13 protein-coding genes and 2 pseudogenes are annotated in these 20,572 nt (G+C 71.0%); 12 read left to right on the forward strand and 3 right to left on the reverse strand.

Going from position 1 to position 20,572, the window contains the following annotated elements; all coding sequences use genetic code 11:
* Positions 1–27: 27 nt before the first annotated feature.
* The gene (locus AC5LUJ_RS04990) at positions 28–252 is read right to left on the reverse strand and encodes a hypothetical protein (protein ID WP_250287034.1); all 225 of its coding nucleotides are present in this window, start codon (positions 250–252) and stop codon (positions 28–30) included.
* Here AC5LUJ_RS04990 and AC5LUJ_RS04995 point away from each other — a divergent pair.
* The 3 genes and pseudogenes from AC5LUJ_RS04995 to AC5LUJ_RS05005 form a co-directional block, all read left to right on the forward strand.
* A complete protein-coding gene (locus tag AC5LUJ_RS04995) occupies positions 242–421 on the forward strand; it encodes a DUF4244 domain-containing protein (protein ID WP_445548578.1) in 180 nt (59 codons plus the stop codon). The genes AC5LUJ_RS04990 and AC5LUJ_RS04995 overlap by 11 nt on opposite strands.
* Before the next feature lie 46 nt (positions 422–467).
* Positions 468–875 (forward strand): TadE family type IV pilus minor pilin, encoded by a 408-nt coding sequence (locus AC5LUJ_RS05000; protein ID WP_250287032.1) that lies wholly within the window; start codon positions 468–470, stop codon positions 873–875.
* Between the two features lie 20 nt (positions 876–895).
* Positions 896–1,321: pseudogene (locus AC5LUJ_RS05005) on the forward strand (Rv3654c family TadE-like protein); the annotation flags it as partial.
* Between the two features lie 153 nt (positions 1,322–1,474).
* On the opposite strand, the gene AC5LUJ_RS05010 reads toward AC5LUJ_RS05005, so the two are convergent.
* On the reverse strand, positions 1,475–4,075 hold the full coding sequence (locus tag AC5LUJ_RS05010; RefSeq protein ID WP_250292875.1) for a DEAD/DEAH box helicase: 2,601 nt from the start codon (positions 4,073–4,075) through the stop codon (positions 1,475–1,477).
* Positions 4,076–4,363: 288 nt separating this feature from the next.
* On the opposite strand from AC5LUJ_RS05010, the gene AC5LUJ_RS05015 reads away from it, so the two are divergent.
* The 8 genes and pseudogenes from AC5LUJ_RS05015 (at position 4,364) to AC5LUJ_RS05050 (ending at position 17,826) form a co-directional block, all read left to right on the forward strand.
* The gene (locus AC5LUJ_RS05015; protein ID WP_013875449.1) at positions 4,364–4,705 is read left to right on the forward strand and encodes an STAS domain-containing protein; all 342 of its coding nucleotides are present in this window, start codon (positions 4,364–4,366) and stop codon (positions 4,703–4,705) included.
* Positions 4,706–4,875: 170 nt separating this feature from the next.
* Positions 4,876–5,175, forward strand: a pseudogene (locus AC5LUJ_RS05020) (ATP-binding protein); the annotation flags it as partial.
* Between the two features lie 75 nt (positions 5,176–5,250).
* On the forward strand, positions 5,251–5,637 hold the full coding sequence (locus AC5LUJ_RS05025) for a hypothetical protein (RefSeq protein ID WP_493464530.1): 387 nt from the start codon (positions 5,251–5,253) through the stop codon (positions 5,635–5,637).
* A 688-nt stretch (positions 5,638–6,325) separates the two neighbouring features.
* On the forward strand, positions 6,326–8,752 hold the full coding sequence (locus AC5LUJ_RS05030) for a sodium-translocating pyrophosphatase (RefSeq protein WP_493464528.1): 2,427 nt from the start codon (positions 6,326–6,328) through the stop codon (positions 8,750–8,752).
* A gap of 536 nt (positions 8,753–9,288) precedes the next feature.
* A complete protein-coding gene (gene topA / locus AC5LUJ_RS05035) occupies positions 9,289–12,399 on the forward strand; it encodes a type I DNA topoisomerase (protein WP_250284843.1) in 3,111 nt (1,036 codons plus the stop codon).
* Positions 12,399–14,975 carry a dTMP kinase gene (gene tmk, locus AC5LUJ_RS05040; protein ID WP_250284842.1) on the forward strand — a complete coding sequence of 859 codons (2,577 nt, stop codon included), beginning with the start codon at positions 12,399–12,401 and terminating at the stop codon, positions 14,973–14,975. The genes topA and tmk overlap by 1 nt, the downstream gene beginning before the upstream one ends.
* Positions 14,976–15,116: 141 nt before the next feature.
* Positions 15,117–16,352, forward strand: a complete 1,236-nt coding sequence (locus AC5LUJ_RS05045; protein WP_250284841.1) for a DNA polymerase III subunit delta' — start codon at positions 15,117–15,119, stop codon at positions 16,350–16,352.
* 469 nt (positions 16,353–16,821) lie between these two features.
* On the forward strand, positions 16,822–17,826 hold the full coding sequence (locus tag AC5LUJ_RS05050) for a beta-ketoacyl-ACP synthase III (protein ID WP_250284840.1): 1,005 nt from the start codon (positions 16,822–16,824) through the stop codon (positions 17,824–17,826).
* A 136-nt stretch (positions 17,827–17,962) separates the two neighbouring features.
* On the opposite strand, the gene AC5LUJ_RS05055 is transcribed toward AC5LUJ_RS05050, so the two are convergent.
* Positions 17,963–18,790, reverse strand: a complete 828-nt coding sequence (locus AC5LUJ_RS05055; protein ID WP_493464529.1) for a hemerythrin domain-containing protein — start codon at positions 18,788–18,790, stop codon at positions 17,963–17,965.
* A gap of 492 nt (positions 18,791–19,282) precedes the next feature.
* On the opposite strand from AC5LUJ_RS05055, the gene corA reads away from it, so the two are divergent.
* Entirely contained in the window at positions 19,283–20,467 is a 1,185-nt protein-coding gene (gene corA / locus AC5LUJ_RS05060; protein WP_250284836.1) for a magnesium/cobalt transporter CorA, read from the forward strand.
* Positions 20,468–20,572: the final 105 nt, after the last annotated feature.

A 20,572-nucleotide genomic window follows, 5' to 3' on the forward strand; every position in this document is an offset into this window, starting at 1 on the left:
GCCGGAATCACCGTCAACACCTCATCATCAAGGAAGCAGAAGTCCCCACCCCGCCTGCGAGCAGGCATCCACCGCATGCCGGTAACCGAACTGGAGGCCGCCTGCCATGACCCCGTACCGATCATCCAGAATTCCTCCCGCTATCCCTTCTTCCGTCATCCGGTGGACGATACTGCTGATCGTCGCGTTCACACAGGTGAGGACCGATGCCTCGCGCCGGCAGCTGACCAGCGCCCAGGCGGTGTCGGCCACAGCCCGGTCCAGCAGAAGCGGCGACGCGGGAATGTCGACCGCCGAGTACGCGGTCGGCACGGTCGCCGCGGTCGGGTTCGCCGCCGTCCTGTACGCGGTGATCAACAGTTCGGCGACCAGGACGATGCTTGCCAATCTGGTCAAGCAGGCGCTGTCCGTCCCCTTCTGACAGGCGGGCCGAGCCAGTGCGTGGCCCGAGGAGCCCTGGTCACGGCATGGGCCGTGGCCAGGGACGAAGAACCTCCGATGGCGGCCAGGCAACAGCCGAACTGGCGGTTGCGATACCGTCCCTGATCCTTGTCCTGCTGATCGCGGTCTGGGTCGTCGGCGCCGTGTCGGTGCGGGCGCAGTGCGCGGAAGCGGCGCGCATCGGCGCCCGGGCCGCCGCCCGCGGGGAAACCGACGAGGTGGTCCGCGCCTGGGCCGGGCGGGCCGCGCCCCAGGGCTCCACGGTTTCCGTCAGCCGGGCCACGGATTCCGTCGTCGTCCAGGTCAGATTTCAGGCCCGGGCCACCGGGGTGCTGGAAAGGATTGCCCCGACGATCGAAATCACCATGTCATCCACCGCGCCCGCGGAGGCGGCGGAAAACGTCCCGCAGAACTTCACGACCGGCGGCAACTGAATACGGAAAGAAATCCACATATGCGCCACAGATGGCTGTACAAAATATGTCCGCACCGGGCTCGCCAGCCCGCCGGAAGCACTCTTCGGCTGGCCGGTGAGCTGGACGCGCGGGACGCCTCCGGCAGCACGGACGCGGGTTCGGCCACCATACTCACGCTTTCCACGTTCCTGGTGCTGGGGACGTTCACCGGCGTCGCTCTGGCGGTCTCGGCAACCGCTGTCTGCCGCGGGCGGGCCGCGGGCGCGGCGGATATGGCGGCGCTCGCGGCCGCGGGTGATCCCACTGGCGACCAGGCATCCATGTGCGCGCGGGCACGCGCCATCGGGCTTGCAAACCACGGCCGTCTACAGTCCTGCACGATCTCGGGGGACACCGTCGAGGTCGCGGTGGCCGTCGAGCTCCCAGGAGCACTCGCCGCCCTGGGGCCGCTCGTCGCCAGGGCCCGCGCCGGCCCGACGAACAGCGCCCTCAGCGAGGGAAGGCGCACCCTCGGCGAAGAAGGCCACAACGGAGGAAGGCACGATGTGGGAAGCGCACCGCCGGCATCGTCGACGGCCACCATCACCGCGGTGCCGGTGCGCCCACCGGCTGCCCGATCAGCTCGGATCGAGCCGGCGCAGGACGGCGTCGAGCAGCCGGCGGGCAGCCGGCTTGTCCAGGGGCTCGTTGCCGTTCCCGCACTTCGGCGACTGCACGCACGACGGGCAGCCGGCCGTACACTCGCAGGCCGCTATCACGTCCCGGGTCGCGCGCAGCCACGGCCCGCCGCGCAGAAAGCCGCGCTCGGCAAAACCCGCGCCGCCCGGATAGCCGTCATAGACGAACACCGTGGTGCGGGAGGTGTCCGGGTGCAGCGCGCTCGACACTCCCCCGATGTCCCACCGGTCGCAGGTCGCGAACAGCGGGAGGATGCCGATCGCCGCGTGCTCGGCCGCGTGGACGGCGCCGGGGACGGCGTCGTCGTCGATCTCCGCCTCGACCAGCAGCTCCTCGGTCACCGTGTACCAGACCGCCCGCGTGCGCAGATGCCGCGCGGGAAGATCCAGCGGATCATCGCCGACCACTCGCCCGCTGCCGGCCTGGCGCCGCTGGTAGGACACGACCTGGCTGCTGACCTCGACCGTTCCCAGATGGAGCTCGACATCGCCGGCGGTACGGGAGCGGATCGACTCCACCACCCGGATGTCGGTGTCCTCCCGGGCCACTGTCGTCCAGTCCGGCGTGGCTGCCTCCACGAACGCGACCGCCGCGTCCAGATCGAGCTCGATGACCAGGTAGGAGCTGCCCTGGTGCAGGTAGACGGCGCCGCGGTGCACCGTCGAGTGCGACGTGGCGGCGTCCACCGTGCCGAGCAGGCGGCCGGTGGACGCCTCGACGATCCGTACCGGCTGTCCGCTGACACCGCGGATGTCCACGTCCGGGCGGTGACGGTGTGTCCAGTACCAGCCCGCGGGCCGTCGCCTCAGCCGGCCGCGGCGTACCAGGTCGTCGACCGTGGGACGGGCCAGCGGCCCGAAAAGATCGAGATCGGCTTCGGTCAGCGGCAGTTCCGCGGCCGCGTACTCCAGATGCGGGCCGAGCACGTAGGGATTGTCGGGATCGAGCACGGTCGCCTCGACCGGCCGGCCGAACACGGCCTCGGGATGATGCACGAGATACGTGTCGAGAGGGTCGTCACGGGCGACCAGGACGGCGAGGGCGCCCGCCCCGTCCCGACCGGCCCGGCCTGCCTGCTGCCAGAGCGAGGCCAGCGTGCCCGGGTAGCCGGTGATCACGGTCGCGTCCAGCCCGGTGATGTCGACGCCCAGTTCGAGCGCGTTCGTCGCGGCGACGCCGAGCAGCCGCCCCGACCTCAGGTCCGCCTCCAACGCCCGGCGTTCTTCGGGCAGGTAGCCGGCGCGGTAGGCCGCGACCCGCTCCGCGAGGTCCGCCGACACCTCGGACAACGCCCTGCGCGCCGACTGCGCGATCACTTCCGCGGCCCTGCGCGACCGCACGAAGACGAGCGTGCGCACGCCGTCAGCTACAAGATCCGCAAGCAGGCCCGCTGCCTCGGCGGTCGCCGAACGACGGACCGCTACGCCGCCAGGGCCGTGAACCGGAGGTTCCGGTGGCTGCGCCGCGACGGCCGTGAGCGCCCCCGGCACCTGTCCAGCCGGTGTTCCCACTGGTTGGGACGATGCGGACTCCGCTGCTGCGGGAGCGACCGGCCCGCTGGAAACCGCTTCGGAGGCGGTCGGGCCGGCGGAGAGCGGCCCGGAGACGGCCGGGGCGGGACGCGACGGAGCCGGCGGAGCGGACGACGGCCGGGCCGATGGCTCGGACGAGGAGGCGAACGAGGAGGACGCCTGCCACGCGTGCGCCTGCCATGGGTACGACAGGGGTGGTTCGTACAGTGCGAAGCTCATCGCGCCTCTGGGGGAGGCGTCCTCCTCGACCGCCTGCACGTCGAGCCCGGTCAGGCGGCTGGCGGCATCCGCCGGCTCCGACACCGTCGCCGAGGCCAGGATGAACACCGGCGTCGCACCGTACCGGGCGCACACCCGCCGTAGCCTCCGCAGGACGTGCGCGACATGGGAACCGAAGACACCCCGATAACCGTGGCACTCGTCGACCACCACGTACCGAAGGCCCCGGAGGAAGGCGGCCCACCGCCGATGGGAAGGCAGGATGCCCTGGTGCAGCATGTCGGGGCTGGTCAGCACGAACGTGGCATGGGCACGGACCCAGTCGCGTTCGTACCCGGGCGTGTCACCGTCGTATGTGGCGGCGCGTACGCCGGTCAGGGTGAGCGCGCGAACCGCGCGGAGCTGGTCGTTGGCCAGCGCCTTGGTGGGGGCGAGATAGAATGCGCGAGCGGACGGCTCGGCGAGCAGGACGCTGAGCACCGGCATGAGATATCCCAGTGATTTACCCGACGCCGTACCTGTCGCGAGCACTACACTGCGGCCGGCGTGAGCATGTTCGGCGGCACGCGCCTGATGTGTCCACGGCGCGTCGATACCGGCGGCGCGCAGCCGGGAGACGAGTACGGGATCCGCCCAGGCGGGCCAGGGCGCTCTGGTGCCGGCTCTGGCCGGGACACGCTCCACATGTGTGACGCAACAGCTGCGACGGGCGTCTGCCCGCAACCGGTCGAGAACAGCCGCACCGCGATCCGGCGCACCCGGCTCCGGTGCGCTCGTCTGGACCGAGATTGTGTCCACGGTGGCCCAGCGTAGGCGAGGATGCCGGACGGATGCCCTGGTCCCGGCAGGATTCGCTCACCTGCGGCAGGCGGCCGCGAGGTTCGGCGGCCGGCGGGGCCGGCGGGGCCGGCGGGGCACGAACCGGGCGCCACCGGAGATCGCGTCTGCGAACCCCTGTGGCGCATGGGTAGCCTGCTGTGTCGCGGCGAGCCGGATTGATCCGGGCGTGGGAGGGTAGTGCCGCCGTGATGTCGGCCGTCCGGCCGGACGGCTGTGAAGCAGACGCAAGGAGGACCTGTGGACCTGTCCCTCACTACCCGCACGGAAGGGGACTTCACGATCGTCGTCGTAGGCGGCGAGATTGACGTCTACACTGCCCCGAAGCTGCGGGAACAACTGATCGATCTCGTATCGGGCGGTTCGTACCATCTCGTCGTCGACATGGAAGGGGTCGAGTTCCTCGACTCGACCGGTCTCGGGGTGCTTGTCGGCGGCCTCAAGCGGGTCCGGGCTCACGAGGGGACGCTGCGGCTCGTCTGCACCCAGGAACGGATTCTGAAAATCTTCCGGATCACCGGCCTGACGAAGGTCTTCCCGATCCACGCGTCTGTCGAGGAAGCACTTGCCGCCAAGGACTGAAGAACCAGAGGCAGCGCGATCATGATTCTTTCGCGTCCAGAGCTCCTGCCGTATCCGAGGTTCCCGCCGGAGCGGCACAGCGTGCCTGGAAGCCGATCCGGGGAATCCGCCGGGCTCAGGCCCACGGGCCGCCGGGTGGCCAGTTCCATCGAGAGACAGGTCATCGACGTATGTCCACCGTCGAGTTGCGCTTCGCGGCTCTTCCCGGACACGTCCGAACGGCCCGGATGATCGCAGCCGCGGTCAGCCGGCGTTCGGGCGTGCCGGAGGAGATCCTTGACGAGATCAAACTTGCGGTCGGCGAGGCATGTGCCCGAGCCGTCAGCGTCAACCGCCGGTTCGACCCGCAGGCTCCCGTGATCGTCCGGGTCAGTGACGGCGATGGTTCGTTCACGGTGTCGGTGGCCGACCGCGGGCCGCGGGAACGCGCTGCCTCGCCTGTGTCACCTATGGGATGCGATGCCTCGTCCTGGGGTCACGATGCCTCGCCCATGAACGGCCATGGACGGACCGACACGCCTGGATCACCCGGCAGCCGTCGTACGGTGACCGCATCCGCTTCCCCGCCCCCGCCCGCTGTCACCGGGCCGGTGGCTGCCGAGTCGATGGCTACCGAGCCGGTGGCTGCCGGCCCGCTGGCTGCCCAGCCGATGGCCGCCCGGTCAGCCGTCGCCGGGCCTGTGGTCACCCGTTCGCCTGTCACCGAGCCCACGGCTGTCAGCCCGGTCGCGTCCGCGGGCGGCATCTGGCGGCCGGACGAGGAGGAGGTGTGCTCCCCGGCGGTCCCGGGGATCGGTCTCGCCCTGATCGAGGGCCTGGTCGACGACTTCACCATTACCACGCGGACCGACCGAGCCGGCATGATCGTCACGATGCGCTGGGCAATGAAACCAGCACAGGAGAAACCGGCCACACCGGTCATGGCTCTCTGATCTCAGACGGCATGCCGCCGGCACGCCGACGCCGCCCCCGCCTCCAGCGGCCGGCGGTCTCCCGCCGGTAGCCGGCACGCCGACGCCGCTCCGGGCGCCGCGGGCTCCGTGGTGGCGGCCGTACGCCGGCCATCGCCACCAGCACATCGCAGCCCGACGCGTCGCGACACCGGACACGTCGACGCACCAGCGCCTACCCGCCAGTTCGGACCGGACGACACGGACGGAGCAGGCCGAAGGCCGGCTGTCGGAGTGAACAAGGACCCCAAACATCCACGGAATATCCCCCAAAGCACAATTTTGACCAGGTCTTGTCAACGAAAGAACGAGCGCATGTTACGGCCGTGTGGATAGACTGCCGCATCACTCGGTCGATCAGACCGCGTGCGCGATGTCTGGAGTGCTCCCCGTGGTACCGAACGGAGAATCGGGAGAACGCGGACCAACGCGTTGGTCGCCGCACGATGGCGCGACGGTGGGACGGGCGGCCGCCCGGATCCGTCCCGGCTGGCAGTCATGCCGGCGTCGCACCCGCTTCGCCGGCCCACGCCGACTCGGCGCCCTCCCACGCCGCAGCGGCAACCTCGACGACGTCGTCAGATGCGATGTCCGGCCGCGCCCGCCCGCCGGCTCCCACAACCGGCACGGGGTGGGCGCGGAGGGTGCACAGACCTGACCGGGAGGGCCCATGGTCCTGATCCAAGCCGCGGCGGGTACGAGTCCCGGCGGTGCCGCCATCGAACTTGGCGCAGGTCAGATCGGACTGGTCGCCGGGGTGGCGGCCGTGGCGGCGCTGGCGCTGGTGGTGGCCGGCTACCTGGCCCGCGAGGTGCTCGCGGCCGACCCGGGAAACCCACGAATGGTCGAGGTCGCTCGCGCCGTCCAGGAAGGAGCCGCGGCCTACCTGCGCCGGCAGTTCACCACGGTGGCCGGTTTCGTGCTCGTGATCCCGTTCGTGCTGCTGCTGCTGCCCGCGGAATCCACCGCCTCCCGGGTCGGCCGGTCGCTCTTCTTCGTCCTCGGAGCCGTCTTCTCCGCGTTGGTCGGCTTCGTCGGCATGTCGCTGGCCACCCGGGCGAACTCCCGGACCGCGGCCGCGGCCATCCGGGCCGGGGAACGCGCTGCCATGCGGATCGCCTTCCGCACCGGGGGTGTGGTCGGGATGTTCACCGTCGGCCTGGGCCTGCTCGGCGCGGCGGTCGTGGTACTCGCCTTCCGGGACACGGCCCCGCAGGTCCTGGAGGGGTTCGGGTTCGGCGCGGCGCTGCTCGCGATGTTCATGCGGGTCGGCGGCGGCATCTTCACCAAGGCGGCGGACGTCGGCGCCGACCTCGTCGGCAAGATCGAACAGGGCATCCCCGAGGACGATCCGCGCAACGCGGCCACCATCGCCGACAACGTCGGGGACAATGTCGGCGACTGCGCCGGGATGGCCGCGGACCTGTTCGAGTCCTACGCCGTGACGCTGGTGGCCGCACTGATCCTCGGCGTGAAGGCGTTCGGCGAGAACGGGCTGATCTTCCCGCTGCTGATCCCGGCTGTCGGCGTGCTCACCGCGATCGTCGGCATCCTCTCGGTCGCACCGCGCGCGGGTGACCGCAGCGGCATGGCAGCGATCAACCGGGGGTTCTTCCTGTCCGCGGTGATCTCCGCCATCGGCGTCGTCATCGTCTCGCTCGTCTACCTTCCCAGCAGCTTCTCCGGATTCCCCGGGATGGCGGACAGTAGCCAGAGCGGTGACCCACGGCTCATCGCGATCACTGCGGTCCTGATCGGCATCGTGCTGGCCGCGGCGATCCAGCTGCTCACCGGCTACTTCACCGAGACCAGCCGCAGACCGGTCCAGGACATCGTGAAAGCGTCCACCACCGGCCCCGCAACCAACATCCTCTCCGGCATCGGGGTCGGCCTGGAATCGGCTGTCTACTCGGCGCTGCTCATCAGTGCGGCCGTCTTCGGTGCGTATCTGCTCGGGTCCGGGAGCGTCACCGTCGCGCTGTTCGCCGTGGCGCTGGCCGGCACCGGTCTGCTGACGACGGTCGGCGTCATCGTCTCGATGGACACTTTCGGGCCGGTCAGCGACAACGCCCAGGGCATCGCCGAGATGTCCGGGGCCACGATGTCCGGGGCCACCGACGCCACCGGGACGACCGGCGCGGCGGGCGCGGCGGGCCCGGCAGGCGCGCCAGGCGATGCGGAAGCGACCGGCGCCAAGACCGGGGCCGCGATCCTCACCTCCCTCGACGCCGTCGGGAACACCACCAAGGCGATCACGAAGGGCATCGCGATCGCCACCGCGGTACTGGCCGCCACCGCCTTGTTCGGGTCGTTCACGGACACCGTGAACGAAGCGCTCGTCGACGCCGGCCGGACCGTGGCGTTGTCCCGCACACTCGACATCGCCTATCCCGACGCCCTGGTCGGGCTGGTCATCGGCGCCGCGGTCGTGTTCCTGTTCTCCGGGCTCGCGATCAACGCGGTTGGGCGTACCGCCGGCCGGGTCGTGCTCGAGGTGCGCAACCAGTTCCGGACGAAGCCCGGCATCATGGACGGGACGGAACGGCCCGACTACGGTGCCGTCGTCGACATCTGCACCCGTGACTCACTGCGAGAACTGATCACCCCGGGGACGCTGGCGGTGCTCGCCCCGATCGCGGTCGGTTTCGGGCTGGGCTACCCGCCGCTGGGTGCCTACCTTGCCGGGGCGATCGCCGGCGGCGTCCTCATGGCGGTCTTCCTCGCCAACTCCGGTGGCGCCTGGGACAACGCGAAGAAGCTCGTCGAGGACGGCAACTACGGCGGCAAAGGGTCGGACACGCATGCGGCGACCGTCATCGGGGACACCGTCGGTGACCCCTTCAAGGACACCGCCGGGCCGTCGATCAACCCTTTGATCAAGGTGATGAACCTGGTCAGCCTCTTGATCGCGCCTTCGGTGGTGAAGTACTCGGTCGGTGACGACGAAAACACGCCGCTACGGATAGCGATAGCACTGGTGGCCGTCGCGGCGATCGTCGCCGTGATCGTCTACTCCAGGCGGCGAGCTTCCGCGCTCACCGTCGCGCCCCCGGTAGCCGAGCAGCGCCCGGCCGGCAGGACGAAGGCCGGCGTGTGACAGCGCCGCCGATGACGGGCCATCCACCGGCGCCACCGGCCGTCGATGACGTCCGTGTCAGCCATGCCGCCATCGGAGACTCGATACCAGTGACATGTCGGTGACACGACCCCAGCGGCGCGGCGACGCCGACACGATGCCAGCTACACAGAGCAATCAACTGGAGGCGCAGAAGCTTCTCTCGGCTCCGGCCGGCCGGGTACGGGTGCACCCGCGGGCGCGGCACGGCGTACGGTCTGCTCCGGTGTCCGCGAGCGGACACCGGGTGGATCGCGGACCGGGAGCTGACACACCGGTACGCGCCGACCTACTGTCGGCAGGAGGACCGCCGCCCGAGGCGCGCCGTGACGGGTGCCCCGGGAGGGGGTTCTCGCACCGGCGGCAGGCTCATCCGCACCGTTAACCACCCGCCACGCACGCCACAGCCCACACCGGGCGCAACATATACGGGATATACGGGCTGCAAACATATACAGGCTGCAACGCACGCAGGCCGCAACGCCGAAACCGAACTGCCCCCTGCAACGAGGAGAGAAGTGCCCCCGCGCACGAAGTCGACAAACAGCGAGACGCGCCGGTCGAGCGCCGGGTCATCGTCGCCGGTCGTCGAGCCCGCGGCCGGCGACATCGCTGCCGGGCCCGATACGGACGCCATCACGGCCGGCAACACGGCCGGCATCACGGCTGGCAATGGCGCCGTGTCCCGCGAGCGCGCCGTACGTACCACGCGCGCCGCCACTCGCGGTAGCCGTGCCGGTACGTCATCGCCGGCCGCGAGCGGCACCGGCGTCCGGCTCGTGATCGTCGAGTCGCCGGCCAAGGCGAAGACCATCGCCGGGTATCTCGGCTCCGGCTGGCGGGTCGAGTCCAGCATCGGACACATCCGGGACCTGCCGCAGAGCGCCGCCGACGTCCCCGACGCCCACAAGGGCAAGCCGTGGGCCCGTCTCGGGGTGGACGTCGACAACGGCTTCAAGCCGCTCTACGTGGTCACGCCCGACAAGAAGTCCCAGGTCAGCAAGCTCAAGGCGCTGGCGAAGGAAGCCAGCGAGCTCTACCTGGCAACAGACGAGGACCGCGAGGGCGAGGCCATCGCCTGGCACCTGCTGCAGACGCTGAAGCCGACGGTGCCGGTGAAGCGGATGGTCTTCCACGAGATCACCGAGCAGGCGATCCGGCGGGCGGTGGACAACACCCGTGAGATCGACGAGCACCTTGTCGACGCGCAGGAGACCCGGCGCATCCTCGACCGGCTCTACGGCTACGAGGTCAGCCCCGTGCTGTGGAAGAAGGTCATGCCGAAGCTGTCGGCGGGCCGAGTACAGAGCGTGGCGACCCGCATCCTGGTGGAGCGCGAACGCGCCCGGATGCGTTTCTCCTCGGCCGAGTACTGGAACATCGAAGGCGTCTTCGGCCTGCTGACCCGCCGGGACGCCAGCGGTGCCGGCACCAGCGGCACCAGCGGCGACGGTGTCGCCGGCCGGGCCGACGCCACGCCGCTGCCGGCGAACCTGGTCGCGCTCGACGGCCGGCGGCTGGCCACCGGGCGCGACTTCGGCTCCTCGGGGCAGCTCACCTCCGCCGACGTCGTCCGGCTCGACGAGGAGGCCGCGCACGCCCTGGCCGGCCGGCTCGCCGACACCGCGTTCGCGGTGCGCTCGGTGGAGACCAAGCCGTACCGCCGCTCCCCCTACGCGCCGTTCATGACCTCCACCCTGCAGCAGGAGGCCAGCCGCAAGCTGCACTTCTCCAGCCAGCGGACGATGCAGGTGGCGCAGAAGCTGTACGAGAACGGCTATATCACCTATATGCGGACGGACTCGACGAACCTGTCCGAGACCGCGCTCGCCGCCGCCCGTGAGCAGGCCCGCGCCCTCTACGGGGCCGAGTACGTCCCCGACCGCCCCCGCGTCTACACGAAGAAGGTCAAGAACGCCCAGGAGGCGCACGAGGCGATCCGCCCGGCCGGGGAGCAGTTCCGCACCCCGGGCGAGGTACGCGAGGCGTTGTCCGACGCCGACGGCTACCGCCTGTACGAGCTGATCTGGCGGCGCACGGTCGCCAGCCAGATGGCCGACGCCCGCGGCACGTCCGCGACCATCCGGATCGGCGGTGTCTCCAGCGCCGGGGAGGACACCGAGTTCTCGGCCTCGGGGAAGGTGATCACCTTCCCCGGCTTCCTGCGCGCCTACGTCGAGGGCGCGGACGACCCCGACGCCGAGCTGGACGACCGGGAGCGGCGGCTGCCGGACGTCCGCGAGGGCGACACCCTGACCACCCGGGAGCTCAACCCGCGCGGGCACACCACCAGCCCGCCGCCGCGCTTCACCGAGGCGAGCCTGGTCAAGACGCTGGAGGAGCTCGGCATCGGCCGCCCGTCCACGTATGCGTCGATCATCGGGACGATCCAGGCCCGCGGGTACGTGTGGAAGAAGGGCAGCGCGCTGATCCCCAGCTTCGTCGCGTTCGCCGTGGTCGGCCTCCTCGAGGAGCACTTCGGGCGGCTGGTCGACTACCGGTTCACCGCGTCGATGGAGGACGACCTGGACGACATCGCCGCGGGCACGGCGGCGTCGATCGACTGGCTCACCCGGTTCTACTTCGGCTCGGACGCCGGCCAGGAGGGCGGGGTCGCCCGCGCCGGCGGGCTCAAGCACCTGGTCAACGAGCGGCTCGGCGAGATCGACGCCCGCGAGGTCAACTCGATCCCGCTGGGGGTGGCGCCGGACGACCAGCCCGTGGTGATCCGGGTCGGCCGCTATGGCCCGTACGTCCAGCACGGTGACGAGCGGGCGAGCGTCCCGGAGGACCTGCCGCCCGACGAGCTCACCGTGGACAGGGCGCTGGCGCTGGTCGGCGCGCCCAGCGAGGAACGGTCGCTGGGCACCGACCCGGACAGCGGCGCGACGGTCACCCTCAAGGTGGGGCGTTTCGGCCCGTACGTGTCGACCGACGACGATCCGCCGCGCCGGGCGAGCCTGCTGGGCACGATGACACCGGAGGCCCTCACCCTCGCCGACGCCCTGAAACTGCTCACCCTTCCCCGGTCGCTGGGAGCCGCCGAGGATGGGGAGGAGGTGACGGCCCAGAACGGCCGGTACGGGCCCTACGTCAAGAAGGGCTCGGAAAGCCGCTCGCTGGAGTCGGAGGAGCGGCTGTTCACGGTGACGCTGGACGAGGCGCTGGCGCTGATCGCGCAGCCCAAGACGCGGGGCCGCCGGCGGGCCGCTGAGACCCCGCCGCTGCGTGAGCTCGGCCCTGATCCCGCCACGGGCGCCCCCATGGTGCTGCGGGAGGGCCGCTTCGGGCCCTACGTCACCGACGGCACGACCAACGCGAGCCTGCGCAAGGGCGACGACGTCGCGTCCCTCACCGCGGAACGGGCGGCCGAGATGCTCGCGGAGAAGCGGGCCCGCGGCCCGGCCACGCCCAGGCGGCGGGCGGCGCAGCCGGCCAAGCAGGCCACGGCCGCCAAGACCACCAAGACCACCAGGCAGTCCACGGCCAAGAAGACGACGGCCAGAAAGACGGCCGCGCAGCCGGCCACGGGGACAGGGACGGCCACGGGGACAGGGACGGCCACGGGGACGGGGACGGACGGCGGCACGCCGGGCACCTCGTCGCCACGCCCACGACGGACGGGCTGATGGGCCTTCCGCCGGATGGCGCCCACGACCCGCCGCGGCCACCGGCCTCGACGGCGTCGGCGGGCGGGCGGGCGTGGTCCAGCCGGCCCCCCAGCCGACCACCGGTCGCGACGGTCCCGTCACCACCGGCCGGCTCCGCCGACCCCCACCGCGGTACCCAGGGAGACATCCGCGCGGTCCTGCGGATACCGCAGTTCCGGCGGCTGTGGCTGGCGCTGACGCTGTCCAGCCTCGGCGACTGGATGGGCCTGCTCGCCACGACCGCGCTGGCCAGCTCCCTGCAGGCCGGCTTCTCGGGGAAGGCGTACGCGATCGGCTCCGTCCTGATCGTCCGGCTGCTGCCGGCGCTGGTCTTCGGGCCGCTCGCCGGGGTCGTCGCCGACCGGCTCGACCGCAGGCTGACGATGGTCGTCGCGGACGTCCTGCGGTTCGGGCTGTTCGTCTCCATCCCCCTGGCCGGGACGCTGGCGTGGCTGCTGATCGCGTCCCTGCTGATCGAGTGCGTCAGCCTGTTCTGGAACCCGGCCAAGGACGCCAGCGTGCCAAACCTGGTGCCCGTGCAGCGGCTCGCCACGGCGAACACCCTGAGCCTGATCACCACGTACGGTTCGGCGCCGCTGGCCGCCGCGGTCTTCTCGCTGCTGGCCACCCTGTCGCGCACGCTCAGCTCCAGCGTGTCGTTCTTCAGGACCTCCCCGCTCGATCTCGCGCTGTACTTCAACGCCGGGACGTTCCTGGTGTCAGCAGCTGTGATCTTCGGGCTGCGCGGCATCGGCCGGGCCGACCGCCTCGACGCCGGGGCGAACCCGGGCCTGTGGTCGTCGATCACCGAGGGCCTGCGGTTCGTCAGCCGGGACAGGATGGTCCGCGGCCTGGTCGTCGGGATTCTCGGCGGTTTCGCCGGCGCGGGGTGCGTGGTGGCGCTCGGCCGGCTCTACGTCCAGCTTCTCGGCGGCGGGGACTCCGCCTACGGTGTCCTGTTCGGCGCGGTGTTCGTCGGGCTCGCCGCCGGCATGGCGCTCGGGCCGCGGCTGCTCGGCGACTACAGCCGCTCCCGCCTGTTCGGCCTGAGCGTCACCGCCGCCGGCGTGACCATGCTGCTGGTCTCCATCGTCCCCAACCTCGTGCTGGCCTGCATCCTGGTCGTGCTCGTGGGCGCGTTCGCCGGGATCGCCTGGGTCACCGGTTACACGCTGCTGCAGGCAGGGGTGAGCGACGAGCTGCGCGGACGGACCTTCGCGCTGGTCCAGTCCCTGGTCCGCATCGACCTGCTCCTGGTGCTGGCCGTGGCGCCCGGGCTGGTCGGGCTCATCGGCTCGCATCACCTCGATCTGTGGGGCCACCTGCGCGTACGCACCGACGGCGTCACGATCGTCCTGCTCGGCGGCGGTCTGCTCGCGGTGGCCGTCGGCCTGTTCGCCTACCGGCAGATGGACGAGCGCAAGGGTGTCGCGGTCCTGCCGGAGCTGTGGAACGCCCTGCTGGGGCGGCGCGCCACGCCGGAGCGGCCCCGCCACGCCGGCCTGTTCATCGCCGTCGAGGGCGGTGAGGGCTCCGGCAAGTCCACCCAGGTGGAGCGGCTGCGATCGTGGCTGGCGTCGTCCGGCCGCGAGGTCGTCGTCACCCGGGAGCCCGGCGGGACGGCGCTGGGTGTGAAGCTGCGGGAGCTGCTGCTGGACCCGGCCGCGCGGCTGCACCCCCGCACCGAGGCGCTGCTGTACGCCGCGGACCGCGCCGAGCACGTCTCCCGGGTGATCGAGCCCGCGCTGGCCCGCGGCGCGGTCGTCGTCACCGACCGGTTCATCGACTCCTCCATCGCCTACCAGGGCGCCGGGCGCCAGCTCGGCGCGGACGACATCGCCATGCTGTCGCGGTGGGCCACCCGGTCGCTGCTCCCGGACGTCACGATCCTGCTCGACGTCCCCGCGGGCACCGGGCTCACCCGGGTCCGGGCCCGGGCCGCTGGGAGCGGCGGAAACGGCTCGGCGGCCGGTGTCGACCGGATCGAGGCCGAGAAGCTGTCGTTCCACGAACGCGTCCGGGACGGCTTCCGCCAGCTCGCCGAGCACGCGCCGGACCGGTACGCCGTCCTCGACGCGGACCACCCGCCGGACACCGTGCACAACCAGATCCGTAACGTCGTCACCGGATATCTGCGCCGGGGCGAGGACAGCACCCCGGGCCTCCCCCGTCCACAGGCCGCGTCCGGCACCGCGTCCGGCACCGCGTCCGGCACCGCGTCCGAGGAACCGCCCACCGCGGCACCCGTGCGTCCCACGCCACCTGGCCGTCCCACGCCCACGCGCGCGTCCCCGGACAGCGCCGCGGTCTCGCCGGCACCGGGCCCGGCCAGCTCAGCCAGCCCGGCCGGGCCCGCCGACCCGGCTGATTCCGCCGATTCCGCCGATCACGCCGATCCGGGCGATCCGGCAGGGGAGACGGAGAAGAGCGACGCACCAGCGCCTGGAGCCGGGACCGAGACCACCGACGCGGCGGACGATCCCGTGACGGACGATCCCGCGGCGGCCTGGGCAGCGGACAGCCTGCCCACGGCCTCCGGACAATCGTCAAGGTGATCCAGCACCACTACGCGCACTCTTCGCCACCGCTCCGTCGCCGCTTCCCGTCCCTCGCCGCTTCCCGGCTGCCCTGCCGCTGCCGCGCCCCGGTGTCGACCCAGCGTTGGTGGTGTGGCGGGCCGAGCGGACAATGGCGCGGTGAGCGTGTGGGACGTCCTGGTCGGCCAGGTGCCGGTCATCGAGACCCTCTCCGCGGCGGCCGGAGCGCCCGGAGCGGCCGATACCGGTGGGCTGGCCGCGGCCCGCACCGCCATGACCCACTCGTGGCTGTTCACCGGCCCCACCGGCGCCGGCCGTACAACGGCGGCGCGGGCGTTCGCCGCCGCGCTGAACTGCGAGAGCAGCCACCCCGGATGCGGTGAGTGCGCGGGATGCCACACGGTGCTGACCGACACCGCCGCCGACCTGCGCACGGTCCGCCCGGAGGGCCTGTCCCTCGGCGTGAAGGACGTCCGGGAGCTGGTGCGGGACGCGGCCAGCGCGCCGACCTCGGGCCGCTGGCGGATCCTGCTGCTGGAAGACGCCGACCGGCTCACCGACCAGGCGGCGAACGCCCTGCTCAAAGCCTTGGAGGAGCCCGCGCAGCGGTCGGTGTTCCTGTTGTGCGCGCCATCGGTGGACGACGTGCTGCCGACCATCCGGTCCCGCTGCCGGGTGGTCGCGCTGCGGCTGCCCCGGCCGTCGGACGTCGCCGTCGCGCTGGCCCTCGAGGGTGTCGAGGACGCGTCCGCGCGGCTCGCCGCCGCGGCGAGCCAGGGGGATCTCGACCGGGCCCGCCTGCTCGCGACCGACGAGGCGGCTCGGGCCCGGCGGGCCGAGGTGCTGCGCATCCCTGCCCGCCTGCGCCGGACGGGTGACTGCCTCGGCGCCGCGGCGGACCTGGTGAACGCGGCGAACGCGGACGCCGACGCGGCGAACAGCATCCGCGACGAGGCCGAGGCCGAGGCGCTGAAGACCGCGCTCGGTGTCGGCGCGACATCCGCCGGCAGCACCGCGAAGCGTTCCAGGGCGGTCAGGCCGGGCGCGAAAGGCCGGGCGATGACGGTCCGGGGAGCCGCCGGCGCGCTCAAGGAGCTGGAGAAGACGCAGAAAAGCCGCGGCCGGCGGACGGTGCTGGACTCCCTCGACCGGGCGCTGGTCGACCTCGCCGGCTGGTATCGGGACGTGCTCGTCCTACAGCTCGGCGCGCCGGTGGACGCCATTCATCCCGATCATCATGAGCTGGCCGCGCGGCTGGCCCGGGGCTCTACCCCCGAGCAGACGCTGCGCCGGCTGGAAGCCGTCCTGGGATGCCGCCGCCGGCTGGCCGACAACCCCGGGCTGGTGCCGCTGCTGACGGTCGAGGCTCTCACCCTCGCGCTGCGCGCCGGCTGAGCCGACAGCACATGATCACCAAGTGTGGCGATCATGTGTTTTCCGGCCGGATAGGCCCCGTCCGCGGCTCGCGACCCGATTTGTGATTCCCCCCTCACTCTACGGATGATCCGATGTATCAATGATCCGATACATCGTTTCACCTCGCGGTCGCATCCGATCCTCGCCAACAGGCCGGTACGATACGATGCCCGAAACGACACCACAGATGCATTGGAACAGAGAGTAGCGGCAAAGAAACTGGATGACAGAGCGATGGCCGGCGGAGTTCGACACATAGTTGTCACGTGTTCGTCAAAAAATGATCGTTGCCGCCACATCAGACGGCCCGGCCGGCCGTGACGATGCCGCCGGACCAGCCGGATTACCGGCCCGGCGGCTCCCGAGGGCCAGCCCCACGGAAAGCATCCCACCAAGAACGGCGATCGTCTGAGCAGTCATCTCCCACGGGGGAACGGGAAGAGCGGCGATGAGCGGAATCATTCGGAAACGAACCGGGCCGGCCGGGAGCCGTATTCTCGGCGTCGGTGCCTATCGCCCGATGACAGTGGTGTCGAACGCCGACATCTGCCAACGGCTGGACTCCACACCCGAGTGGATCGAATCCCGCTCCGGTATTCGCAGCCGCCGGTTCGCGACCGCCGAGGAATCCCTCGGGGCGATGGCCGCGACAGCCGCCGGCAAGGCGCTGGCCAGCGCCGGTGTCGAGATCGCCGATGTCGGATGCATCCTGGTCGCGACAATGTCCCATGTCACCCAGTCGCCATCGGTAGCCACGGACGTGGCCGCCAGGATCGGCGCCGAGAAGGCCACGGCATTCGACATATCGGCGGCCTGTGCCGGTTTCTGTCATGGGCTCGCGATCGCCAGCGACATGGTGCTCGCCGGCAGCGCCCGGCATGTGCTGGTAATAGGCGCCGAGCGCATGTCGGACATCGTCGATCCGCATGACCGGGGCACCGCTTTCCTGTTCGGGGACGGTGCCGGAGCGATTGTCGTCGGGCCGTCCGAGACGCCGGGCATCGGGCCGGTGGTGTGGGGGTCGGATCCCTCCGCCCGGGACGTCATCGCGCACGACCGCTCCTATCTGGACTGGCGTGACAACCCCGAACTGCCCTGGCCGACGATGCGGATGGCGGGCCAGCGGGTCTTCCGCTGGGCGTCCTGGCAGATGGCGCCCGTCGCGCGGGCGGCGCTCGACGAGGCCGGCGTCACGGCGGACGATCTCGCCGCGTTCATTCCGCACCAGGCCAACATCCGCATCATCAACGTGTTGTGCAGAGTGCTCGCCCTGCCCGGGACGGTGACCGTCGCCCGGGACATCGAAGTACACGGGAACACCTCCGGGGCATCTGTTCCGCTCGCGATGGACGAAATTCTCGCCAGCGGCCAGGTACCGTCCGGTGGCCTCGCGCTGCTCATAGGTTTCGGCGCGGGCCTGGTCTACGCCGCCCAGGTCGTCCAGCTCCCCTGAGCACCTTTCCGGGCACACCGCCCGCCACACCAGTCAGAGGTACGATCCGAAATGAGCGCCGGAAGAGCACCCGACAACATCTGCCGCGGGCCCTTCCGGTATATCGGCTCGTGAACCCTCCGGCGTGCGGCAAGAACTATCGCCCGCCTTTCGGTCGGGCCACATCCCGCTGGCCGTTCCCCCGCCCGCCGCTCGCCGCGTGCCCGGGCTGGGGCGCGGGAGCGGGGCGGCCGAGCAGATACCAGCCCCACAGCCCCACGGGTACCGGCGCTCGCGGCGGGGTCTCCGCGGCGACGCGCGCGTCCATGGCGTCCAGGACATGATCCCAGCTTCCCGCGGCCCGCAGCATCAGGCCGCCGATGCCGGTCGTCCGGGGAAGATGCGGATGCGAGCGGGTGGGCGCCCGCCGCACCGACCGTTCGAACATGGCCACCGCCCGGCGCCGCTCCTGCTCGGACAGCGCCTCGTCCAGCTCGGCGAGCATGGGCTCCTCGAGAGCCACATGCCGTTCCGCGAGCTCGGCGAGACGTTCGCACAACGTCCGCATCGACTCGTTCGGCCGGTGCACGTCACCCTGAATATGCTGGGAAATACCACGTGTCACCGACTCGGTTTCCCGCGCAACCAGGCGCAGACCGGTGGCCCGCGCCTGGCCCTCCGGCGGAAGGTGCCGGCGTGCCGCCGGGTAGACGGCGGTCTGCACCGCGTACATGTGAGCGCTGATCGCCGCGACCGCCGTGTCGGCCGCCCGCAGCGGACGCCTGGGGTCCCCCGGGGCCGCCACGGCGGAGAACGTCAGAGCGACAAGGTCATCGACATGCCCATGGGCGGCCCTGAGCAGGCGGAGCAGGGATGCCGTCGGCTGGGCCCGCTCGTCGGGCCCGGCTTCTTTCCCCGTTTTCCCCGTCCGGGCTCCCGCCGGGTCCCCCGTCCGGGCTCCTCCCGAACCTGTCGCGGTCGTCATCGCCGCCCCCTAACACCCCGGAAACCAGGCCTTCCCGGCGTCGCCGATCCGGGAGGAACCCGGACGCGAAAAGATGATCGCGCCGCTGTCGGCCCCCGGGTCGGCCGAACCGCCCGCCGACCTCGTGCCTGCCGGCTCATGAGCCGGAAACACCAGAATCGGCGCATCATGTCCACTGGTCAAGCCGTGTTCACGAGGATGGCCCATACCCGGCCGGACACATCGGATACACCGGTGGTGGACGTAGCAGGGTGGGTGGCGCGGACTTGTGACAATGATCCGGACAGGCAGCGGGTACCCCCGGTAGCGTCCACGGGGCCGCTGGGCTTCGGCCGCCCGGACGGCACAACGTCCAGCAGGAAGAAATCAAATGACCATGTCTGGTGACAGAAACCTCCGCGCCGGCACCACCACCGGCATCCCCGGCCGCGCGGCCCGCGACAGCGTCCGGACCCCGGTATGACCGGCACCGGAGGACAGGAGGAGCCGAATGTGACCGACCGGAAATTCGGTGACGATTCCGACGACCGTCATGCCGGGCATCACCTTCTCCCCCACGGCCCCGCCGACCGCGGGACCACGACCGCCTGGCTGGCGGAAGCCGTGACCAGGCGGGTCTCCCTGGTTCGGCTGTACCCGAAAGGACGCCGGCGGCATCAGGAAGCTTTCCCGGCTCCCTCGGGACGGGTGGTCGCCTGCCAGGTCTACCGGGACGGCTATCGTGACCCGCGCCCCGTCGACCATGTCGACGCGCTACGGGCGGCCCGCGAACAGCGCAACAGCTTCGTCTGGCTCGGCCTCTACCAGCCGACCGCGGCCGAGCTGACCGCCATCGCCGACGTGTACGGGCTGCATCCGCTCGCGGTCGAGGATGCCGTCAACGCGCACCAGCGCCCGAAGATGGAACAGTACGCGGAGACGCTTTTCGTCGTCCTCAAGACCGTCTGCTATGTGGATCACGAGGAGCTGACGGCGACATCGGAGATCGTGCACACCGGGGAGGTCATGGTCTTCCTCGGCCGTGACTTCGTCGTCACCGTACGGCACGGCGAACACGGCGGGCTCCAGAGCCTGCGCAGCAGGCTGGAGACGCAGCCGCAGGTGCTCCGGCACGGGCCGTCGGCCGTCCTGCACGCCATCTGCGACCAGATCGTCGACGACTACCTGGCCGTCACCGAAAAAATAGAGGTCGACATCGACGCCATCGAGGCGTCGGTCTTCCAGCGGTCGCTGCGGCCCGACACCGGCAAGGTCTACCAGCTCAAACGGGAAGTGCTCGAGTTCAAGCACGCCGTGACGCCGCTGTACGCACCGCTGCGCATGCTGGCCGAGCCCGGCGTCACCGGGATCGACCCGCGAATCCGGGCGTACTTCCGGGATGTCGCCGACCATCTTGAGGAGGTCACCGCACGAATCGCCCGGTTCGACGAACTGCTCTCCTCGATACTTCAGGCGACCCTGACCCAGGTCACCATCGCACAGAACGAGGACATGCGCCGTATCAGCGCCTGGGTCGCCATCGCCGCGGTGCCCACCGCGATAGCCGGTATCTACGGCATGAACTTCGAGCACATGCCCGAACTGCGCCAGGTCTGGGGATACCCGGCGGTCCTCTGCCTGATGGTGACGGTCTGTTTTTTCCTGTACCGGGCGTTCAAACGGAACGGCTGGCTCTGAACCGAGCCTGCCGAACCCCGGCCGCGCGGATCAGAACGGCCCCGCCACTCGCCGGCCCCGGCGACGAATCACCACCCGTACGGATCGACGGTCATACTGGGCCGG

Source organism: Protofrankia sp. CiP1_Cm_nod3 (assembly GCF_982290655.1).